The sequence below is a fragment of the Paenibacillus terrisolis genome, assembly GCF_056171975.1.
In genome coordinates, this window is record NZ_JBKFGG010000020.1 from 103,132 (window position 1) to 126,124 (window position 22,993).

A 22,993-nucleotide genomic window follows, 5' to 3' on the forward strand; every position below is an offset into this window, starting at 1 on the left:
TTTCCCGGTTTCATCAACCGCGAATGGAACGCTGCACGGTGGCTGCGGAAACTTCCATGGTGCGCATCGTGCCGGTCTGCGGATCGTAGACGGACACGGCGTGAAGCTTCGCGTCCTCGCCATTCCCACCGTACACAACGAACTCCAGCTCGTTCCAATCCATGAACGCCGTCGACAACGCCGGTTTGGCGTGCGGGATCACCGCGCCGCCGCGAATGAGCATAATGATGCGCAACGTACCTGCCGCAATCTTGTGCCAGCGCCCGCCTTCGTAACGTTTGCCGTTTTGGTAGTCGAACCACTCGCCCGGCGGCAGATAGACCTGGCGCTCCTCAGTGTCTTCGAAGAGAGGTGCTACGAGCAAATCTGCGCCGAACATATATTGATCTTCGATCATCCAGGAGCCGGGATCGTCCGGAAACTCGAAGAACAGCGCCCGCATCAGTGGATGCCCCGAGTCCGAGCAGAGCTTGGCCTGAGTGTACACGTACGGCATCAGGGCGTATTTCAGCTTGACGGTCTCGCGGAACAGCGCCTGAAACTCCTCGCCGTAACCCCACGGCTCCGTCGGCGGCGCCCCGTGGCAGCGGCTGTGCGAGGTGAGCATGCCGAACGCCAGCCAGCGGCCGTACAGCTCTTCCGGTGTGCTGTGCACGAAGCCGCCGATGTCGTGGCTCCAGAACGGGAAGCCGGACAAGCCCAGAGATAGGCCGGCCCGCAGGGTGGAGGCCATCGCGCTGTCCGTGTTTTCGGCGTCCCCGCCCCAATGAAGCGGATAACGCTGGCTGCCGGCCCAGGCGCTGCGAGCCCAGATGATCGACTCGCCGTTCACCCGCTCGGTGATTTCGGCGGCCGCCTTGTTGTACCGCAGCGGGTACAGGTTATGCTCGTGGAATCCGCTCCGCCCCGAAGCATACATGCCGCCGAGCGGTGCCGCTTCGCCGAAGTCGACCTTGATCGCGCCGACGCCAAGCTTCAGCAGCCCCGCCAGCTTTTCCTGGTACCAGGCCACCGCTTCGGGATTGCTGAAATCGAGGATCGCGTCTTCGGTCGGCAGGCTGCCGTCCGGCATACGGACCGCGAAGCCCCGCTCCAGGATTTCGGCGTACAACGAATTGTTCGGCGTAAAATACGGTAGCTGCCACAATGAAATCCGGTAGCCCTGCTCCTTCAGATCGGCGATCATCGCGCCCGGATCATCGAACCGGCTGGACGAAAACTCGTAGTTGCAGCGCCAGTCGGTCTCAAACCAGCCGGTGTCGAGATGGATGACGTCGCAGGGAATGTCCAGCTCCCGCAGCTTGGCTGCGACCTCCCGGGCTTCCGCCTCCGAGCTGTAGGTGATCCGGCTCATCCAGAGCCCAAACGACCACAGCGGCGGCAGCGGACTGCGCCCGGTCAGGCGGGTGTATTCGCTTAAAATCTCCTTCGGCGAGCCGAGGAAAATGAACAGATCCAGCTCTTCCTCGCCGGTGTAGATCGTATTGGTGTCGTCGTATGTCGCCCCGAAATCGAAGGTCAGCGGCGCGGAGGTATGCACGAACATCCCATAACCTTCATTGCTCATGAAGAAGGGGATCGGTTTGTACATTTTGCCCGTCTGCACGCCCAAAGCGTCCGTGGTGAACAAGTCCAGCCGCTGGCCGCGCTTGTTGAGCCGCGTAAACGATTCGCCGCCGCCGAACAACTTCTCGCCGGGCCTCAGCAGGAAGCTGGCCGCCAAATGGTGGCTCATATCCGCCGAGCTGCGCGTGAACGAGAAGGGCAGGCCGTTCGTGTTCAGCAGCGAGGAGCAGTCCTTGAAATGGCGGGTTTCGGTCAAAATACGGCCGGACGCGTCGCGGAACACGATTTTCCAGGGATCGCGCACCACGGTGACCGAGCCGGCCGGCCCGGAATAGACGATTTCTCCGCCGTTGTCCTGGCGGCTCGGGAAGGCTGGCGGATCGCTCTCCGCCACGCCTTCCGCCAGCATCAGGGAAGGGGCGTCCGAAATGTTCGAAGCATCCGCAGCGCTCGCAGCAGGGCCAGAAGCCCCCGAAGTCCCGGCAGCCCCCGTCTTCCCCCGCCGTCCCAAGCCCGGATTCCGGGTGCTCACGCGCAGCCGGATCGTCCGTTCGCTAATAAACTCCAGCCGGAACGGCGTTTCCGGCGACTCCCGGTATTCCTCCGGGAACTCCCAGGCGGACGCCTCCGTGAACGGGTAATCGATTTGATTGAAGGAGAGTCTTGGCTTGCGCAGATATCTTTTCCACTCCAAGGTTCCTGCCGCCTCTGCCGAATCAAACGAAGTCGCATGCGACGGGAAAAAGTAGTTGTCCGCAAGCCCCGCAAACTCCGCTTCCATACTGACGGGCTGATTCAGTCCTTTTGATTTGATTTCCATGGGTCCATCCTATCCTTTCACGGCGCCGTTCGTCAGACCGCTGACGATATAGCGCTGCACAAAAATGAATAACAAAGCGACAGGGAGCATGCTCACCGTGCCGAAGGCCATCGTGTTGTTCCAGGACGTGCTCTGGAAGCCGAGGAAGTTGTAAATGCCCGCCGTGATCGGCCGCAGCGATTCTTTGCCGATGAACGTCATGCCGTAGATCAGGTCGCCCCAGGCGAACAGGAACGAGAAGACCATAGCCACCACCACGCCCGGAATCGCGATCGGCAGCATAATGCGCAGAAAGGTCGAAAACGTGCCGCAGCCGTCGATTTTGGCGGATTCCTCCAGCTCTTTGGGCAGGGTGGCGAAATACGTGCGCAGGATGACGACCGAGAACGGAATGCCCGCTGTGGCGTTGGCCAGAATCGTGCTCCAATAGTTCGGGCCGATCAGGCCGATGTTTTTGAACAGGACGAACAGCGGCGTGAGCAGCAGGGAAGCCGGCAGCATTTGCGTCACCAGGAACACCAGGATAAAAGCGTGGCGGCCGCGGAACTTGAAACGGGCCACGCCGTAAGCCGCAGGGATCGACAGCACCGTGGAGACAAGCAAAGCCCCGACCGCGATAAACAAGCTGTTGCGGAACCCGTTCCAGATGTCAAAAGAAGATCCCGACAACTGCTCCGTATAAGATTTAAGCTGCCAGGTGTGCGGGAACCAGGTTTGCGGAGCACGGAAGATTTCCCCCTCCGTTTTGAACGAGGTCACCACCAGCCAGTACAGCGGGAACAGGAACAGCAGCACCAGAAGGATACTCACCAGCGGCAGCAGCCAAGGGGAGGATTTTTTTAGCGTTTTGGCGATGGCGTTCATAGTTGTTCCTCCTTGTTCAGCAGCTTCAAGTAAAAGATTCCGACGATCAGGAGCAGCACGAACATGACGTTCGATACAGCCGCGCCCTGACTGTACTTAAACTGGTCAAACGACATCTTGTAGGCGAAGGTGGACATCATTTGCGTCGCGTTGACCGGACCGCCGTTCGTGATGATCAGCACGATGTCGAACACTTTAAACGTGTAGATGAACCCGAGCACCAGCAAAGACAGGATGGACGGTTTGAGCAGCGGAAGGGTAATTTTGAAAAAACGCTGCGGCGCCGCGGCCCCGTCAATCGCCGCGCTTTCGTAGATGTCCCGCGGAATGGTGGTCAGCCCCGTCGTCAGCAGAATCATGTTGAACGGGATGCCGATCCACGTGTTGGCGAGGATCAGGGTGAACATCGCGGTTCCCGAAGTGACCAGCCATTCGACCGGACTTGCGACGAGATGCAGGCGCAGCAAGAAGTCATTGACGATGCCGCCCGTGCTGAACATGAATTTGAACATCATGGCTGTGATCGTCGCCGGCAGCAGCCAGCTGATCATAACCAGCCCGCGCAGCCGCTGCGAGAAGCGGAACTGCAGGTTGAACAGCAGCGCCATCGCGAGGCCGAACACGAACTGGAGCACCAGGCAGGCCACGGTGAACACCAGCGTATTGATCAGCACCTGCTGCAGCGTGCCTTCCTGAAACAATTCCTTGTAGTTGTCGAACCCGACGAACGGCTGATGTCCTTTGGATAAATTCATGACGTTGACGTCAAACAGGCTCAGCCGGATGTTGTCGATGATCGGATATCCGACGAAAAAGATCATGTATAACAGCGCCGGAAGCACAAACAAATATCCGGCGAGTCGTCCTTTGGACCGGCTCATGCGTCTCTCCACTCCTTCCAGTAAAAGTGGAGTACCGATTTGAAATCCGAGTACTCCACCGACTTGTTTATTTTTCGCTCATGATTTTATCGATCTTCGCTTGTGCCTCATTGGCGGCATCCTCCGGCGAGGTGCTGAGCGTCAGCGTTTTGCTGAGCGCTTCGGAGATGGCGCTGGAGATTTCCGGCCATTTCGGATGCGGGCCGCGCGGCTGAGCGTATTCCATGTTTTCGGCGAATACCTTGAGCTGCGGGTTATCCGTCCAGTATGGATCGCTGGCCACGTCTTTGCGGGCCGGGAAGTAACCGAAGTCTTGGGCGAATTTCTTGCTGACTTCCGGAGTAGCTACGTATTTGACGAATTCCACGGCTTCGTCGACGTTTTTGCCGTCGATGACACCGAGATTTTCGCCCCCGAGTACGGATGCGAACTGCTTATCCTTCGGCACGAAGGCGATGCCGAATTTCATGTCGGGCGCCGTTTTGGTCAGGTCGGGAATTTGCCAAGGGCCGTTGATCATCATGGCCAGATTGCCGGCGGCAAACTGTTTCATGACGTCGGACTGCGTCCAGTTGATGACTTCCTTGCTCATGGAGCCGTCTTTGATCAGGTCGGCGAGAATGCCGTATGCTCTGGCTCCGTCGCCGGCCACATGGTCAAAGGTAGCACCGGTGGACATCAGCCACGGCAGGAATTGGAACGTGCCTTCTTCGCTTTGCGGAGCGGCGAGCCCGAGGCCTTTGACATTGCCTTTGGTCAGCGCTTTGGCGGCGGTGCGCAGCTCATCCCAGGTTTGCGGAGGCTGAACGCCGGCGTCGGCGAGCATTTTTTCGTTGTAATAGAGGGCCAGGTTGTTGCTTCCGAGCGGGATCCCGTATTGCTTCCCGTCGTAAGAGGCCGATTTCCACGGGCCTTCGTAATATTGGTCTTTATCCGGCCAGTCGGCCAGCTTGTCGGTGATGTCCGCGAACAATCCCATCGCGGCGTAAGCGGCGTGGTCCGGGTTATCGATGATGACGATGTCCGGCAGATCCGACGCGGTCAAGCCGACGGAAAGACGTTTCTTGAAGTCGGCGAAAGGAATGTAGACCGGATCGACTTCGATGTTCGGATGCTCTTTCGTAAAGCCGTCCGTCATTGATTTGACGATATCAAACTGCGCTTTGCCTTCGTAATAGAACCATAAGGTCAGCTTCTTCTGGGCTTCGTCTTTCGTCTGATTCCCCGAAGCATTGGACGAATCCGTTCCGCCACCGTTCCCGTTCGTTCCCCCCGCGTTCGCATTGTTGTTCGAGCCGCCGCAGGCTGAAAGCGCTAACGAAAGGATCAGCAGCAAGGACATAAGCATGAGACTGGTTTTAGTTCGCTTCACTTCGTTTCCCCCTTGAGCTATGATTGTCGACACCCTTAGTGTAGAAGAATGAAAACGCTTTTAAAATTCTAAACCTTTAAGAAAGGTGGAGAATGTTAAGGTGAGTTTGGAGTCACTCCTTGTGGATCATCCGCTGGTACTCCGCCGGGGAGAGCCCGGTCACTTCCTTGAACACGCGCGAAAAATACTTCGGATCGGGATACCCGGCCAGCTTGGCGATCTCGAACATTTTGCGCTCCGTCGTCTGCAGCAGCTTTTTGGCGTGGGAGATCCGGGTTTGCTTGAGGTACGCGGAAAAATGGTTGCCCACCTCCTTGGCGAACATCGCACTGAGATATTCCGGCGTAATGTGCAGCGCGGAGGCCGTTTCCTCCAGAGTAACCCCTTCCTGGAAACGGTCGTGCACGATTTTGAGCGCCTTTTGTACGATTAAGCTGTACGCGGGCTGTTCCTGCCGCTGTCCGATGTCGGCGATATCCCGCAGAATCCGCTCCAGCGCGGCTCTTAGCTCGTGTCGCGTTTGTGATTCAAGCACCGGCTGCAGCCAGGCCTTCTGGAGGCGAAACACCCATTCGTCCCCGTAGGTTTCGCCGATCATCTGCAGCGCCGAAGTCGCCAGCCGCACCGTGCCGTCCAAAATATGCTGCGGATCGTAACATCCCGCATAGCAAAACTCCAGCCACTCGGCAAAATACCGCTCCAGCCGCTCCGGTTCGTAGGCGGAGACGGCTTTTTTCACTTTATTCTCCAGCGCGTGGGGGAAGAGGAGCTTGGCAGGGGGAAAGGACTGGGCCGATGCGGGAATCTGGCGCTTAGATCCTATGTCGGCTCCGGCTTCCGTTCCGGTCACCCCAGCCCCGCCGATGCTCTCGTCCTCCGCGATATGCAGGACTTCCGCCTGTTCATCGATGGAGATGAACCACTTGCGGGCCGCGATGAGTTGATCGAAACCCGCTTTGAGCCGTTCCAGCTCAGGCACTTTGACAGTGCTGACGGCGGCGTGGGGCGCGGTTTGGCGTACGAGCGGCGTCAGTTCAAGGTCGATAAACCGCGCGAGCTCGTCATCCGTGCCGGGTCGGCCGGATTGAAGCAGCAGGGCCAGGCAGGCTTCCTGTGGGACGGCAAACGCGAAATGACGGTGGAGCACTTCGGCATGGTTAAGACGCTGGGTAAGCTTGGCTTTGAGCTGCGGCAGCACTTCCTTGTCGCCCGGCCGGCCCACATAAAAGGTCGCCAGCCGGAACGCGGCGCCCGGCTCAAACCCGGCGGCTTGCTCCAGCAGCGGCGCCAGCACGGCCGGATCGGCCTGACTCACCGTCACGGCCTGCTGCAAAAAATGCTCCAGCCGCGCCGCCGCCGTTCCCTGCGGCACGCCCGAGATTTGCTGCAGCCGCAGCTCCTGCTCCGCTTTTTCCAGCGTGAGCTGCAAATCCTCGGCCGTGATCGGTTTTTCCAGGAACTCCAGAACGCCGAGGCCGAGCGCTTTTTTGGCATATTCGTATTGGGAGAAGCCGGTCAGAATGACGGTCTGATGCCGGTGCCCCCGGCGCTTCAAATCGTCCAGCATGTCGATGCCGCTGAATTCCGGCATTTTGATGTCCGTAATGACGAGATCCGGGCTCGTCGCTTCGATGAGAGCCAGTCCTTTCGCCCCGTCATCGGCGTCGCCGACGACCTCATAAGGCGCGCCGATCCGCCCGATCAGCTTGATAATCCCGTCCCTGGTGTTGTCTTCGTCTTCAATCACTACGATTCTCATAGCTGTTTTTCGTCTCCTCTCCAAATGGCGGGCATAATCATCCGGACTTCGGTGCCGGCTCCCTCATGGCTTTCAATCGTACACGACGCCTCGTCTCCATAATACATCCGCAGCCGGTCGAGTACGTTGCGGATGCCGATTCCGCTAAGATTGTCGGGGTTTTCTTTAAGAATGGCCGCCAGCGTAGCCTCGTCCATGCCGCAGCCGTTGTCCCGGATCACCCATTCCAGCCGCTGATCTGGGGAAGAGGTTCCTTGAGGCGGCGCGGATCTTCCGCTGTCCGCCGGTCCTTGCAGCAAACGGATGCCGATCCGCAGCTCGCCGCCTTGTTTGACGCCGGCGAAGCCGTGAATGATGGCATTTTCGATAAACGGCTGCAAAATCAGCTTGGGAATCAAGCAATCCAGCGCGCGGTCATCCCGCTCGACGGTGCAGGAGAAGGAGGACCGGAAGCGGTGCTGCTGCAGGAAAATATACCGGTCCATCCACTGCAGCTCCTCCCGGACAGCCACGCGTTTATTGCTGTCCTTGATGCTGTAACGCAGAATCTGCGCCAGCCCTTTCAGCATTTGGCTGATCTGGTGTTCTTCTTTTTCAATGGCCAGCCAGTTGATCGAGTCCAGCGAGTTGTACAGGAAGTGGGGGTTGATCTGCGCTTCCAGGGCGCGTATTTCCGCTTCCCTGCGCTTTTCGCCGGTCTCCTTGACCTCATGCATCAGCTCGTTGATCGTGTTCATCATCTTGTTGAAGTTGAACGCGATCGTCGAAATTTCGTCCCGGGCCGACTCGTCCACATGTGCGGTCAGCGTGCCGAGACTGGCGTTGCGCATGGCTTTGACCACCCGGCGGATGGAGTTCGAGAGCCGGCTCGAGAAATAAAAGATCAGCACCGCCGCCGCCAGCAGAGCCGCGATGCCGACCGTAAGCGTCAGCCGCCGCATGGCGTACATTTCGCGGAACAGCTTTTTCTGGTCGATCAGGTTATAGATGGTCCACCCGCTGTTCGGGTTAACGTAGGTGTTGCTGATGGTGGACTTGGTCAAAATATCGCCCACGCGTTTGCCGATGCTGCTTTTATCCGGCGAAGAAATAATCGTCCCCTGGTTGTCCGCAAGAAAATTGCGGTTATCGATCTGCCCGGCCGACTCGCCGCCCGGCTCCGAAACGTTGATGGCTTTCGCCAGCACCGACTCGTAAACCGTAATCACGGCCACGCCCATACTGTCCAGGCTGATCGCATTGTAGTCCGTTAGCTTGCGGGCCAAGTGGAAGCCGTACTGCTCGCTGGAGTTGATCGAGTACATCTTTTCCGGAATCGTCATGATGCTGCCGGTCTTATTCGCCACGGCGTTCTTGTACAGCGGAAGCTCCTTGACATTCGGCACCCGCGTCCACAGATTGTCGTACGGCGACCCGGTCTGCCGGTCATAACTGATCAGCGTCCCGTTACTCGCAAAAATCGCGACGCTGCGAATCCCACCCTTGGCGTACGAGTAGGAGGCGAGCATGTTGATCAGCTTGCGCTTGTTCAGCTCCACATTTTCCGTCGGATGGTTAATCTCCCCGAGCAGCCGCACGACGTCGTCGTTGGTGATGATCTGATACAGCAGATCCTCATACGCCTGCAGCGAAGTGTCCAGATTCTTCGACGTCTGCACCAGATTCGCCTCCACCAGCACATCCGTCTTCCGCTTCATCGCGTCGCTGGACACATAATAACTGACCATCTGCACCACCAGCACCGGCAGCAAGCTCACCAGCATGGCCAAAATCAACTTATTCCGATAATTAAACCGCCATTTTGTCATAAGTGCGCCTTCTTTGTTGAGTGATTTGGGAACGGTTACAAGAGGGAGTAGCACCGAGAGAGTGAAGTCGAAAACCAATTATATTCTATTTCACATTTAAATATGGGAGGGGGGAGATGTAAAGTGGAGGAGAAAATATTCAGTAGGTAATTTATTGAAAAGTAATTATAATTAGTATTTATAGAGCCAATTGTTTATACAACCTAATTTAAAACCTCAGGATTTATATTAAAAAAGTAATAATATTTTGTTGCATAACTATTATTTATTGAGAAGCTCTAAATTATGGTGCGAATATGAAGTGAACATGATTTTACTAGGGGATTCGCACCTGTATTATTTACTTTATTTTTATATTTTTCATAAATTATCTATATTTTTTATGCTACTCGTCTTAATTTATTGTCAATTTTTACAAATAATTTAATGATTTTCATTTTTCTGTATGAAAATCGCTGTCGCACCCCACGCGGGTGCGTGGATTGAAATTTTTAAGCGAACTTTGAGTAAACTTCTCCCACGGGAGGTCGCACCCCACGCGGGTGCGTGGATTGAAATTAAAAATCAGGTTGTGAAAGAACATGACGACCACGTCGCACCCCACGCGGGTGCGTGGATTGAAATTTGATTATGATACAATTACGAAAAAATATGAACGTCGCACCCCACGCGGGTGCGTGGATTGAAATTATCCATCCGGAGAGATCAATCACAGGAAGCGAAGTCGCACCCCACGCGGGTGCGTGGATTGAAATTTTAAACGCGCCCTCAAGCTGCGAGTCCCAGACGTCGCACCCCACGCGGGTGCGTGGATTGAAATTGGGATGCTTTGCCTACAAATTTTGTAAAGAATTGTCGCACCCCACGCGGGTGCGTGGATTGAAATGTAAATCGTTATTCAAGATAAAAAAGTTGCGAAAATGTCGCACCCCACGCGGGTGCGTGGATTGAAATATTTCAACGCCTAAGCGTTTAGTACATTCCGACTCGTCGCACCCCACGCGGGTGCGTGGATTGAAATGTAAATCGTTATTCAAGATAAAAAAGTTGCGAAAATGTCGCACCCCACGCGGGTGCGTGGATTGAAATATTTCAACGCCTAAGCGTTTAGTACATTCCGACTCGTCGCACCCCACGCGGGTGCGTGGATTGAAATCCATTCCGGGTACATCTTGCGCCAATACTCTTGGTCGCACCCCACGCGGGTGCGTGGATTGAAATGCTTGCAGCCGATCTTCTGTCGTTTGCTCTGCGGTCGCACCCCACGCGGGTGCGTGGATTGAAATATCGTAAAATTCAGAGTCGCATAGGAAACCATAAAGTCGCACCCCACGCGGGTGCGTGGATTGAAATTGTGTATCTCCGCCGTCATGGACAAAGAACATCGAGTCGCACCCCACGCGGGTGCGTGGATTGAAAGGGCGAGTTGACTCATCCCAAATGCGGCGGCATTCTCCTGTCGCACCCCACGCGGGTGCGTGGATTGAAAGGGCGAGTTGACTCATCCCAAATGCGGCGGCATTCTCCTGTCGCACCCCACGCGGGTGCGTGGATTGAAATACGAATTATCCGGTAAAGGGTGCTTATAAAATTACGTCGCACCCCACGCGGGTGCGTGGATTGAAATCCTATGTGTCGAGCGTGCAAAACCTCGATACCAGTCGCACCCCACGCGGGTGCGTGGATTGAAATTTCGAGTTGACTCATCCCAAATGCGGCGGCATTTTCCTGTCGCACCCCACGCGGGTGCGTGGATTGAAATGCAAAAGTCGTCACTACAGCCAAATATATAGTGCGTCGCACCCCACGCGGGTGCGTGGATTGAAATAGGAAGAATCTTCCCGTCTGCCGGTCATGGCCAGTCGCACCCCACGCGGGTGCGTGGATTGAAATGACAATCGACAGAAACCGCCAAATAATTGGTACGATCGTCGCACCCCACGCGGGTGCGTGGATTGAAATAGTACCGGTAGCGGCAGCCAATCTCCCCAGCCGGGTCGCACCCCACGCGGGTGCGTGGGGTGAAATGCTGGCGGCATAGCGCAAACACACAAGGCGTTCGTCGTCACGCAGGCACATGGAGCAGTCATTTGCACAGCAATATTGTCTCGTCGCCCCCACAAAGGTGTAAGTTTATCTTAATGCTCTATGAAAAGGGGAGTATTTTATTTTTTTCCTTGATTTCAAATTTGGTGATCAGAAATAAAAATAGAATATTGTAGAATTTTGGGAGGAAAGAAGGATAGGTCTGGAGAAATAAAAAGATAGTTCAAAAGGAATATTATAACAATTTCATTAAAGTAGTCACTTAAACAAATTATCGCTGATAAGAGGTGTATACATTGGAATACATCGCCCATATTCGTGAAAGCGACGGACAGAATCAATCACTTGAAGCACACTTGTTAGGGGTTAAGAAACTCGCAGAGACTTTTGGCTCAAAGATTGGAATAGCGCATATTTCAGGTCTGGCAGGGCTGCTTCATGACATGGGGAAGTTCACGAAGGCATTTTTTGATTATCTTATCGAAGCGGTAAGTCATCCGGATTCCCCACCAAAACGTGGCAGTGTAGACCATTCCACAGCAGGTGGACGACTCCTTTATAACGAGTACCATACCGGTAAAATCAACCCGGAAAAAGGAATTTTAGCCGAAATAATAGGCAACGCGATCATATCTCATCATTCCTATTTGCACGATTTTCTGAATCCGGATTTGGAATCGCCATATTTACGACGGGTCTGGGATAAAGACGATATTGTGGACTATGACCTAAGTGTGCAATTATTTTATGAACAGGTGATGAATAAACAAGATTTTCAACAATATGTGGATCAGGCTGTGCAGGAACTGCGCCAGTTCCGGGATACCCCATCTTCTTTCAGTACGGAAACAAAATATATGTTTTTAACGAAATTTGTGTTCAGTGCACTGATCGATGCCGATCGCACTGATACTCGGCGATTTGAAGACAAGATCGAAGCTGAAGAGGAGGAGACTCCTCCTGCCGAGGAGCTTTTTCAAAGCTATTACGATAAGCTAATGGCCGAGATACAGTCATTGGCTAATGGGACTGGCTCCCATTCCTCTATTAACCGATTAAGAAGCGAAATGTCGGAACAGTGCGGTCAGTTCGCGTACAAGCCTTCCGGCATCTACACATTATCCATCCCCACTGGAGGCGGAAAAACGCTGGCCAGCCTAAGATATGCCCTCAAACACGCGGCTATTCATGGAAAAAAGCACGTCATTTATATACTTCCCTATACTACGATCATTGAACAAAATGCAGCCGAGGTACGCCGAATTTTGCAGGATGATATCCGTATACTTGAACACCATTCCAATGTAGTAGATGACACGGATAGAGACGACGAATTAGAGGACGGGGTTGTGAATATAAGCCAAAAACTGAAGCTGGCCAAAGATAATTGGGATTCTCCAGTGATTTTCACCACTATGGTACAATTTTTGAATGTGTTTTATGCCAGGGGAAGTAGAAACGTTCGGAGACTGCATAATCTGAGCGAGGCTGTGATTGTTTTTGATGAAGTGCAGAAGGTTCCTGCATCTTGCATATCTCTATTTAATGAGGCACTGAATTTTTTGAAAGATTATGGCCGTTCCTCCATGGTGTTGTGCACAGCGACTCAGCCTGCTTTGGATTTTGTGGAGCACGAGCTTCATATTAATCCGGACGCGGAGATGATTCAGGATCTGGATCGGGTGATAGCATCTTTTAAGCGTGTAGAGATCCAGGATGAAACTGCAGGCGCAATGTATACGAATGAAAAACTCGCAGAGTTTATACAGGATAAGCTGGAAGAGAAACGCAACATACTAGTCATCTTGAACACCAAATCGGTGGTAAAGGACCTGTATCAGAAACTGCTTGCCGAACTGCCGGATACGCCTATTTATCATCTGAGTACATCCATGTGCGCGGCGCATAGAAAGTATATTTTAAGTAAAATCCGAGTCCACCTGAAAAATAAAGAAAAGATCGTTTGCATCAGCACACCGTTGATCGAGGCAGGGGTTGATGTCAGCTTTGAATGCGTCATTCGCTCTCTGGCTGGGCTGGATTCCGTTGCTCAGGCTGCTGGAAGGTGTAACCGACACGGTGAAGACGCCTTACAGCAGGTTTATGTGATTGACCATGCTGAGGAAAATTTACAGCATCTGCACGAGATCAGGAAGGGCAAAGACATCACCAAGCAAATGCTCGTTGATATGCAGCGTGAAGCTGCAAGCCATGGGGGCCATCTTTTGTCGGTTGAGGCGATGACGTTCTATTTTCAGCGCTTCTATTCGGATGTTAAAACGTCGTTGGATTTTCCTGTTGCCAAGCTGAGAATGACGATGACGGAATTGCTTTTCGCCGGCCCTCGTGAGAATAAGTATTTTCAGGATTATTGCACCAACTATCAGCAAAGGCTTCCCTTATTTCTGTTGAACAGCTACCGCACGGCGGCTGAGCATTTTCACGTTATCGAAAATTTGACCACTTCGGTTATCGTTCCCTATGAAGAAGGCGAGAAGATTATTGCTGAACTGAATGGGGCGGAGCGTATCGAGGACTTCGGCAGGATAATGCGGAAGGCACAACAGTATACGGTCAATCTTTATCCGCATGAACTGCATGAATTAGATCGTAAGGGCGGACTGGAAAGATGCCTTGACGGGCAGATTCTGGTACTGAAAGACGGTGCGTACAGCGAAGAATATGGTCTGGATCTCAAGAATGAGAGTTGGGCAGGAAGTTATTACTTTGGCTGATGTTTGAGTAATGGCAAAAAACCTATCTGCATAATCAGATAGGTTTTTTCACCATACAGTATATTTTTCAATCCGCGCCCGGTTTAGTGAGCGACAAAATCCACGTTATTATATCACAAGGAAGATTGTTTATAATAAATTCATATAATGTATAGTGAACATATATTTACATTACCTGGATTTTGGATTAAGATAAGTGTATAAAAATTCCAAACGAAAGGAGGTGAAGTAAATGATTCGAAACTCAGTAGAATTCTCCGTATACGGGAATTACGCCTTATTTACCGATCCTTTAACCAAACTTGGCGGCGAGAAGCTGAGCTATCAAGTCCCCACCTACCAAGCGATCAAAGGTATTGTAGAAAGCATCTACTGGAAACCAACTATCTTGTTCGTTGTGGACGAAGTACGGGTCATGAAGGCGATCCGGATGGAGTCTAAAGGGGTTCGTCCCATCGACTACAGTGGCGGGAATACACTTGCCAACTACACCTACCTGAAAGACGTGCATTATCAGGTCAAATGTCATTTCGAGTTCAATATGAACCGACCGGACATGGCTTTCGATCGCAACGAGAACAAGCACCATAATATTTTGAAGCGCAGCGTCCAAGCCGGTGGGCGCAGAGATATTTTTCTCGGGACGCGGGAGTGCCAGGGATACGTAGAGCCTTGCATATTCGCAGAAGGGGAGAGTTTCTACGATAACTACGGCGAAATTCACCTGGGCACGATGGTGCATGGCATCAACTACCCGGATGAAACGGGCAGGGATCAAATGGAGGTTCGGCTGTGGCAGCCGGTGATGAAAGACGGTGTCATTTCATTTCCAAGGCCAGAGGAATGCACGCAGGTTCGCATCATTTCCGAGATGAAATCTAAGCATTTTGATGCGATGAACGTAGAATCCGCAGATCAACTGTTGGCCAGTTGGGGAGAGGAGAGAAGTCAATGAGTTGGCTGCTTAGCCTGTATGAAACCTATGAGTCCAATCTGGATTTGGTGGGCAAAGTGGCGCTGCGGAACGACCGGGAATACACACTTCTTCCTGTCTCGCACACAACGCAGAATGCCCATATCGAAGTGTTGGTCACAGAGGCTGGGGAATTTCATTCCGCCAAAGTAATCGATAAAAGCGATTCAAGCACGTTGATCCCTTGCACAGAGAAATCGGCCAGCCGGGCGGGGGCTGTCATTTCTCCTTATCCGCTGCATGACAAATTAAGCTATGTAGCGGGAGATTTTGTGGCTTACGGCGGACAGCTCAAAGGGGAGGAGCCTTTTGCCACTTACATACAAGAACTGCAAAATTGGGCGGAATCCCCGTATGCGCACCCTAAAGTCGTTGCCATTTACCGTTATCTCAGCAAAAGAACACTGATCCGGGATCTCGTCAGTCCGAATCCTGTCCTGGCGGTGGATGCGGATAACCATTTGATTGAGAAGTGGGACAAGAAATACGACTCTCTATATCCTGAGAAGCCGGCTATTTTTGGAGTTATTGCAGGCGACCAGACCAGCGCTTTTGTACGGTTCAATGTGTATTCGCCAGACTGCCATTTAACCGATGTTTGGAAGGACAAGGAAGTGTATGATTCATTCATTGCCTATTATGAAGGCCGGCTAGGGGATGAGGACCTTTGTTATGTGTCTGGAAAAAGGCTCCCCAGTACGGAGCGGCATGCGAATAAAATTCGAAATGCGGCAGATAAGGCCAAACTGATATCAGCGAACGACACAATCGGCTTTACGTTTCGTGGACGATTTCAGCAAAGCAGGGATGCCGCGAGCATTAGCTATGAAGTATCGCAGAAAGCGCACAACGCGCTAAAGTGGCTTATTAACCGTCAGGGTAAAACGATTGATGACCGGGTTTTTCTGGTGTGGGGCAATGATTCGCTTTATATTCCCGATCCGGCAGAGGATACCTTCGCACTGGATCCGGTAGCTATGCCGGAGGTGGCCCGTGTGTCCAATACGAATGAAGCGCTGGCCCGTGAAGTTGCGAAGGCTCTGGACGGATATAAAAATAAACTGGGCGATAAAGGAACCGGCCGCTTCCAATCGGATGTCAATATTTTGGTGCTGGATTCGGCCACTACAGGCCGTATGGCTGTGCTATATTTTCGGAACATGAACAAAGAGTTTTATTTGGACAAGCTCGCCGAGTGGCATACCACCTGTGCTTGGCTGCATCGCTACCGAAAAAATGCAGAAGGAGAGTTCGTAGCTTTCTACGGGGCACCGGCGACCCGTGATATTGCGTTTGCCGCTTATGGACCCAGAGCAGGCGATAAAGTGGTCAAAGGCCTGATGGAGCGTATGCTTCCTTGTATCGTGGACGGCACGAGAGTTCCGGCGGACATCGTTTCCAGTGCCATTAACCGGGCCTCCAATCCGGTGGCGTTGGAGCATTGGGAATGGGAGAAGACGCTAAGCATTGCTTGCGCTTTGATCAACAAAGATTTGACGAATAAAAAGGAGGGGATTGGTTTGGCACTTGATGAACAGAATGACGACCGAAGTTACCTGTTTGGACGTATGCTGGCTGTGGCGGATGTGCTTGAAAGACGGGCGCTGGGAGATGAGAAAAGAGCGACTAACGCTATACGGTATATGAATGCTTTTTCCAAGCACCCGGAACGCACTTGGCGGGTCATTCAGGATGGCCTGCAGCCCTATCAGGCTCGGCTCGGCAGAGACGCTACCTATTGGACGAAGATTATCGACGAAATCGGTTTTAAGTTTAATCCGGAGGATTTCAACAATAGACCATTAACCGGCAAATATTTACTGGGCTTTTACAGTCAAAGGCATGCACTTTATCATCCAGGCAAGAACGTGGAAGCGGAAACCACCCATAATGAGGAGTGATTGGAATGAGCAGTTTGGATCATAAAATCGATTTTGCCGTCGTCCTGTCAGTGACCAGCGCTAACCCTAATGGCGATCCACTGAATGGTAATCGTCCAAGACAAAATTATGATGGCTATGGAGAAATCTCGGATGTAGCGATTAAACGGAAGATTCGGAATCGGCTGCAGGATATGGGAGAGGCTATTTTTGTACAATCGAATGATCGCAAAACGGATGAGTACGGCAGTTTGAGAGAACGCGCCGCTGGCAATGTGAAGCTTAACGAAATTTTGAAAGCCAAAACAGGCTCCGGAGATGAATTCGCCAAGGTTGCCTGCGAGGAATGGATGGATGTGCGTGGCTTTGGGCAAGTATTTGCTTTCAAAGGTACGGGCAGTGGGAGCGGTGTTTCGGTTGGCGTAAGAGGCCCTGTGTCAATTCATACAGCTCGTAGCGTGCATCCCATTGATATTACGAGTATGCAAATAACGAAAAGTGTTAATTCGGAGCCGGGCGCAGAACGTGGTTCGGATACAATGGGGATGAAGCATCGCGTTGATTATGGAGTATATGTTTTTTATGGGAGTATTAATACGCAGTTAGCGGAGAAAACGGGTTTCACGAATGAAGATGCGGAAAAGATCAAACAGGCGCTTCTTAGCTTGTTCGAGAACGATTTGTCATCCGCCAGACCGGAAGGCAGCATGGAGATACATAAAGTTTATTGGTGGGAGCATGACTCGAAACTCGGGCAATATTCTTCCGCCAAGGTGCACCGTTCGCTGCAGGTCAAATCCAAGACAGACGAACCAAGATCTTTTGAGGATTACGCGATTGAATTATACGAGCTCGATGGCTTGAAGGTTGAAGTTTTGAATGGACGCTAATCAGGACGACGATTATCTAATGCTTTCCGGCATCCAACACTTTCAATTCTGTAAAAGGCAGTGGGCGCTGATTCATATTGAGCAGCAGTGGGAAGAGAATGTTGGCACTATTGAAGGTCAGCATCTTCATCACAAAGCAGACCAACCTTTTATAAGGGAGAAGCGCGGCGATAAACTGATTGTACGAGCGTTGCCCATCAAATCCGAGGAACTAAAAATCACGGGCATTTGCGATGTGGTGGAGTTCATCCGGGATGAAGACGGGGTTGAAATTCGAGGTGCCGAAGGGAAATATAAGGCTTGTCCCGTTGAATATAAGCGGGGCAAGCCTAAAAAAGGATGACTCGGATATTTTACAGCTTGCCGCACAGGCGATTTGCCTTGAAGAAATGCTGCTTTGTTCCATTCCGGTAGGCTATATGTTTTACAATGAAATCAAACATCGCGTTGAGGTGCCGTTGACTGTAGAGCTAAAGGAACACGTGAGAAGCATCTTGGTGGAAATGCGCAGTTATTATGAAAGAAGACATACGCCCAAGGTGAAAACGGGATCTTTTTGCAACAGCTGCTCGTTGCAGTCGGTGTGCCTGCCTGAGGTTCTGAATAAACGTTCGGTAAAAAGCTATATCGAAGGGAAAATCAAAGAATGAAGAAGCTGCTTAACACTTTGTTCATTAATCAGCCGGACGTCTATTTATCGCTGGATGGCGACAATATCGTGATTTTGAAAGAGCAAGAGCAGCTTGGGCGTGTGCCGCTGCACAATCTTGAAGCGGTTATCTCCTTTGGTTACACGGGGGCAAGCCCGGCTCTCATGGGCTATTGCGCGGAGCGAAATATCTCCATTGTTTTTATGACGATGAACGGGAGATTTTTGGCCAGAGTGATTGGGGCGAGCCGGGGGAATGTGGTGCTTCGCAAGAAACAGTATGCGATATCGGAGGACGAAACTTTGTCTGCCAGAGTAGCACGCAATTTTATTTTGGGTAAGGTGTACAATCACAAATGGATGCTTGAACGCATGACCCGCGATTACCCTCTGCGCATAGATGTGGCTCAGTTTAAGGAGGCTTCACTTCACTTGTCGGAGTTGATGCTGGACATTCGCGAGTGTGGAGATCTAGACCGACTGAGAGGGCTGGAGGGTCAAGCGGCGGTCAGTTATAATAAATTGCTGGATTCAATGATATTGCAGCAAAAAGAAGACTTCTTCTTTCACACGCGTTCCCGCAGGCCTCCGCTGGATAACGTCAACGCCATGCTATCATTGGCATATACCTTACTGGCGAATGATACGGCCTCTGCTTTGGAAGGGGTTGGCCTGGATGCTTATGTGGGCTTTTTGCACCGTGACCGGCCGGGACGGGTCTCTTTGGCGTTGGATGTGATGGAAGAGCTGCGCGGTATCTATGCCGATCGTTTTGTCCTGTCTTTGATTAATAAAAAGGCAGTGAACGCCGAGGACTTTGTACGTAAAGAGAACGGAGCAGTGCTGCTGACGGAGGAGGGGCGTAAGAAGTTTCTGACCGCCTGGCAAAGCCGAAAGCAGGAGAAGATCACTCATCCTTACTTAGGGGAGAGCATCTCCTGGGGCCTGGTTCCGCATGTTCAGGCTTTGTTGCTGGCACGTTATTTACGTGGCGATTTGGATGAATATCCTCCATTTTTATGGAAGTAGGTGCGCATAACGATGATGGTACTGATTACATATGACGTGAGCACGATTGATGCTTCAGGACAGAGAAGGCTGCGTCAGGTGTCCAAAGTGTGCCAGAATTATGGTCAGCGTGTGCAGAACTCTGTGTTTGAGTGTATTGTAGACGCTGCGGAATGGGCTGCGCTTAAAATAAAGTTAGTTGAATTGATCGATCCCAAGCAGGACAGTCTGCGATTCTATCAGTTAGGCAACCAATATAAAAATAAAGTGGAGCATGTAGGAACCAAGGTCTCGCTTGACTTAGAAGGGCCACTAATCTTGTAGTGCGAATGTTAAGTGAACATGATTTTCCTAGGGGATTCGCACCACGGAAATTTCATTATATTTTTATTTTATGAAATTATATCCAATTGCCTACTGAGAAAAGACTGTTTTTATCTGCATTTTAGAGTCAGATTCACGACTTTTGCCTATAATTTGTTAAAAATCGCTGTCGCACCCACGCGGGTGCGTGGATTGAAAGGATTGCTGGTAAAAGCATAGCCAGAGCGAACCTGGTCGCACCCACGCGGGTGCGTGGATTGAAAGCTTGCCATACCGCTTTACCTCCGAATTTTTTATGTCGCACCCACGCGGGTGCGTGGATTGAAAGGAAGCCGGAGTGTCTGGCGCTTTTGTTCTTTCATGTCGCACCCACGCGGGTGCGTGGATTGAAAGGGCAGAACTGCGGAAGAACTTGCGTGATAACTTGTCGCACCCACGCGGGTGCGTGGATTGAAAGGTATCGCTTCGATCTCGGCTTTCACGGCCGGAGCCGTCGCACCCACGCGGGTGCGTGGATTGAAAGCACGAACGATGTATGTGGACGGTAAAGCCTACGAGTCGCACCCACGCGGGTGCGTGGATTGAAAGTTTCTGACTCCGTGCGAAGTCCTAAATGACATGCAGTCGCACCCACGCGGGTGCGTGGATTGAAAGGCTTTGTTGACCAGTTCCGGATCGATCGTGGCGGAAAGTCGCACCCACGCGGGTGCGTGGATTGAAAGATCAGACAAGATAAATGCCGCAGCCTATAACCCGTCGCACCCACGCGGGTGCGTGGATTGAAAGGCCAGACCGTGCCGATGCTGTTGTCTTGTCATTTGTCGCACCCACGCGGGTGCGTGGATTGAAAGGGCGAGGATGAAGAAGCTATGTATCGTAATTTCGTCGCACCCACGCGGGTGCGTGGATTGAAAGTAGTGGGGAAACGCAAGTCCGTAAGTGGAAGTCACAGTCGCACCCACGCGGGTGCGTGGATTGAAAGATATGCAAGTGCTTTTTTGAGTGTGGAAGTTGAGTCGCACCCACGCGGGTGCGTGGATTGAAAGATATGCAAGTGCTTTTTTGAGTGTGGAAGTTGAGTCGCACCCACGCGGGTGCGTGGATTGAAAGATATGCAAATGCTTTTTTGAGTGTGGAAGTTGAGTCGCACCCACGCGGGTGCGTGGATTGAAAGTCCAAAGCTTCAGAGAGCCGAGAATACATTATCCAGTCGCACCCACGCGGGTGCGTGGATTGAAAGATTAAGAAGTCTTTTGTTTTCAAGTGATAGAGAGGGTCGCACCCACGCGGGTGCGTGGATTGAAAGATCGGCATGCTGTCAACCGCCAATACCGTGCCGCGTCGCACCCACGCGGGTGCGTGGATTGAAAGAAATCAAAAAAGTCTCCCTCGTACAGATCGGAGGTCGCACCCACGCGGGTGCGTGGATTGAAAGTTTAGTCCGAGACCAATCAGCGCAAAGGAAACTCCGGTCGCACCCACGCGGGTGCGTGGATTGAAAGGCTGCTTGCGGGCGGCGAGATACCCGGGCAGGAGGTCGCACCCACGCGGGTGCGTGGATTGAAAGGAGTTGACGGATATCATGAAGCAAAACATCCTGGCGTCGCACCCACGCGGGTGCGTGGATTGAAAGACGTACCTCCGTTTCCGTGGTATATTGAGGTTGGAGTCGCACCCACGCGGGTGCGTGGATTGAAAGGAGTTGACGGATATCATGAAGCAAAACATCCTGGCGTCGCACCCACGCGGGTGCGTGGATTGAAAGACGTACCTCCGTTTCCGTGGTATATTGAGGTTGGAGTCGCACCCACGCGGGTGCGTGGATTGAAAGCATTCACCCTCCGTGGCCCATACCGGGATTCGATAGTCGCACCCACGCGGGTGCGTGGATTGAAAGCACTTCGGCCAGGTGCGCGATCTCTTGCAGATACGGTCGCACCCACGCGGGTGCGTGGATTGAAAGGGGAAATCCGGTTGGTGAATTGATTTTCGGCATTGTCGCACCCACGCGGGTGCGTGGATTGAAAGGCGAATCAACTGCCGCAAAATAGTATAAGTGCGAGTCGCACCCACGCGGGTGCGTGGATTGAAAGTATTTAACCTTGAGGGGAGAAAAAACAATGTTGAAAGTCGCACCCACGCGGGTGCGTGGATTGAAAGTTTTCGCGTGCTGAATGTACGAAAGCGCGATTTGAGTGTCGCACCCACGCGGGTGCGTGGATTGAAAGGGGTGGAGCTCGTATATCTAAATTTGGGTATGCGGGTCGCACCCACGCGGGTGCGTGGATTGAAAGCAATCTGAATAGTACCAACGATCGTCATACCAGTGTCGCACCCCACGCGGGTGCGTGGATTGAAAGTTGGTTTGGATGCGCCGCCAGGCACGATCGACACTCGTCGCACCCCACGCGGGTGCGTGGATTGAAAGCTCTATGATCTCTTCGCGCCCGCTCACCGTATACAGTCGCACCCCACGCGGGTGCGTGAATTGAAAGCCTGAACGATCATATACACTGTAATTGTAAATTGTCGCACCCCACGCGGGTGCGTGGATTGAAAGGACGAAAGTCCGTTACGACAATACCGGTATTGCAGTCGCACCCCACGCGGGTGCGTGGATTGAAAGCAATATATCACAGTTCAGTCTTTTGTACTACCATGTCGCACCCCACGCGGGTGCGTGGATTGAAAGCTCTATGATCTCTTCGCGCCCGCTCACCGTATACAGTCGCACCCCACGCGGGTGCGTGAATTGAAAGCCTGAACGATCATATACACTGTAATTGTAAGTTGTCGCACCCCACGCGGGTGCGTGGATTGAAAGGCCCAAGGGAGAGTGGAGAACTGCATGTCTATTGTCGCACCCTACGCGGGTGCGTGGAATTGAAGGGGGAAAACAAATTGCCCTTCCATAACTGTTATCAATAGATTAAGTGAATGAAAAGCAAGTCAGTAAATAATCTCTATTATTACTTTTAAAAAAACATTACGTCTTTACGTACCACATTTGCACTCCAATTATGCTACTTTATAAGTAAAAATGGAGGCCCCTCCCATGCCAACCCTTCTCGAATCCCTATACTACGGCCATCTAACCCCTGAAGAGCAAATGATCCCCAAAGATCCGCAATATCGCCTACTAAGCAGGGAAATGTCCGATAAGTTAAAAGCTTGGAAAGAGAAGCTGCCAAGCGAGGAGTTTACAGACTTGGAGGCACTCATGGATTTGCAGCAGCGAATCCAGGGGATGGAGCTGGCGGCAACATTCACCTATGGGTTCAAACTCGGAGTGCTTTTGATGATGGAGGTCTACACTGGGAGCGAGGTAGAAGCACCCGCCCAATCGACGACCGAGTAGATTTACAACATGGTAAAAGGAAGAGAACGCCGACTGATCGCATATATAGTATTAACTTAA

The 22,993-nt window shown here is 52.2% G+C and carries 13 protein-coding genes, 1 pseudogene and 2 CRISPR repeat arrays; of the genes and pseudogenes, 8 read left to right on the top strand and 6 right to left on the bottom strand.

What is annotated here, in order from left to right:
• Nucleotides 1-13: 13 nt before the first annotated feature.
• From ACI48K_RS16825 to ACI48K_RS16850, 6 genes are all read right to left on the bottom strand, one after another.
• Nucleotides 14-2,386 (bottom strand): glycoside hydrolase family 31 protein, encoded by a 2,373-nt coding sequence (locus tag ACI48K_RS16825; RefSeq protein WP_475028770.1) that lies wholly within the window; start codon nucleotides 2,384-2,386, stop codon nucleotides 14-16.
• A 9-nt stretch (nucleotides 2,387-2,395) separates the two neighbouring features.
• Nucleotides 2,396-3,250 (bottom strand): carbohydrate ABC transporter permease, encoded by an 855-nt coding sequence (locus ACI48K_RS16830; RefSeq protein WP_475028771.1) that lies wholly within the window; start codon nucleotides 3,248-3,250, stop codon nucleotides 2,396-2,398.
• Nucleotides 3,247-4,131: a carbohydrate ABC transporter permease gene (locus ACI48K_RS16835; RefSeq protein ID WP_475028772.1), complete on the bottom strand. Its 885-nt coding sequence runs from the start codon at nucleotides 4,129-4,131 to the stop codon at nucleotides 3,247-3,249. Before ACI48K_RS16835 ends, ACI48K_RS16830 begins: the two co-directional genes overlap by 4 nt.
• 67 nt (nucleotides 4,132-4,198) lie before the next feature.
• Entirely contained in the window at nucleotides 4,199-5,503 is a 1,305-nt protein-coding gene (locus ACI48K_RS16840) for an ABC transporter substrate-binding protein (RefSeq protein ID WP_475028773.1), read from the bottom strand.
• A 112-nt stretch (nucleotides 5,504-5,615) separates the two neighbouring features.
• Entirely contained in the window at nucleotides 5,616-7,262 is a 1,647-nt protein-coding gene (locus ACI48K_RS16845) for a response regulator (protein ID WP_475028774.1), read from the bottom strand.
• Complete coding sequence (locus ACI48K_RS16850; RefSeq protein ID WP_475028775.1) at nucleotides 7,259-9,070, bottom strand: cache domain-containing sensor histidine kinase; 1,812 nt, start codon at nucleotides 9,068-9,070, stop codon at nucleotides 7,259-7,261. Before ACI48K_RS16850 ends, ACI48K_RS16845 begins: the two co-directional genes overlap by 4 nt.
• Nucleotides 9,071-9,527: 457 nt before the next feature.
• Nucleotides 9,528-11,098: direct repeats of the CRISPR family, unit length 32 nt; unit sequence GTCGCACCCCACGCGGGTGCGTGGATTGAAAT.
• A 314-nt stretch (nucleotides 11,099-11,412) separates the two neighbouring features.
• Here ACI48K_RS16850 and cas3 point away from each other — a divergent pair.
• From cas3 to ACI48K_RS16890, 8 genes and pseudogenes are all read left to right on the top strand, one after another.
• Nucleotides 11,413-13,851 carry a CRISPR-associated helicase Cas3' gene (cas3, locus tag ACI48K_RS16855; protein WP_475028776.1) on the top strand — a complete coding sequence of 813 codons (2,439 nt, stop codon included), beginning with the start codon at nucleotides 11,413-11,415 and terminating at the stop codon, nucleotides 13,849-13,851.
• Between the two features lie 235 nt (nucleotides 13,852-14,086).
• Nucleotides 14,087-14,806: a type I-C CRISPR-associated protein Cas5c gene (gene cas5c / locus ACI48K_RS16860; protein ID WP_475028818.1), complete on the top strand. Its 720-nt coding sequence runs from the start codon at nucleotides 14,087-14,089 to the stop codon at nucleotides 14,804-14,806.
• Nucleotides 14,803-16,725 carry a type I-C CRISPR-associated protein Cas8c/Csd1 gene (gene cas8c / locus ACI48K_RS16865; RefSeq protein WP_475028777.1) on the top strand — a complete coding sequence of 641 codons (1,923 nt, stop codon included), beginning with the start codon at nucleotides 14,803-14,805 and terminating at the stop codon, nucleotides 16,723-16,725. Before cas5c ends, cas8c begins: the two co-directional genes overlap by 4 nt.
• A 5-nt stretch (nucleotides 16,726-16,730) precedes the next feature.
• Nucleotides 16,731-17,594: a type I-C CRISPR-associated protein Cas7/Csd2 gene (gene cas7c / locus ACI48K_RS16870; RefSeq protein WP_475028778.1), complete on the top strand. Its 864-nt coding sequence runs from the start codon at nucleotides 16,731-16,733 to the stop codon at nucleotides 17,592-17,594.
• Nucleotides 17,584-18,244: pseudogene (gene cas4 / locus ACI48K_RS16875) on the top strand (CRISPR-associated protein Cas4). The gene cas7c and the pseudogene cas4 overlap by 11 nt, the downstream one beginning before the upstream one ends.
• Nucleotides 18,241-19,272 carry a type I-C CRISPR-associated endonuclease Cas1c gene (gene cas1c, locus ACI48K_RS16880; RefSeq protein WP_475028779.1) on the top strand — a complete coding sequence of 344 codons (1,032 nt, stop codon included), beginning with the start codon at nucleotides 18,241-18,243 and terminating at the stop codon, nucleotides 19,270-19,272. The pseudogene cas4 and the gene cas1c overlap by 4 nt, the downstream one beginning before the upstream one ends.
• Before the next feature lie 12 nt (nucleotides 19,273-19,284).
• Nucleotides 19,285-19,575, top strand: a complete 291-nt coding sequence (gene cas2 / locus ACI48K_RS16885; protein WP_475028780.1) for a CRISPR-associated endonuclease Cas2 — start codon at nucleotides 19,285-19,287, stop codon at nucleotides 19,573-19,575.
• A 168-nt stretch (nucleotides 19,576-19,743) separates the two neighbouring features.
• A CRISPR array of direct repeats spans nucleotides 19,744-22,004; the repeat unit is 31 nt; unit sequence GTCGCACCCACGCGGGTGCGTGGATTGAAAG.
• A gap of 626 nt (nucleotides 22,005-22,630) precedes the next feature.
• Nucleotides 22,631-22,933, top strand: coding sequence for a DUF6809 family protein (locus ACI48K_RS16890; protein WP_475028781.1), 303 nt, complete (start codon nucleotides 22,631-22,633; stop codon nucleotides 22,931-22,933).
• The last annotated feature ends 60 nt before the right edge of the window (nucleotides 22,934-22,993 follow it).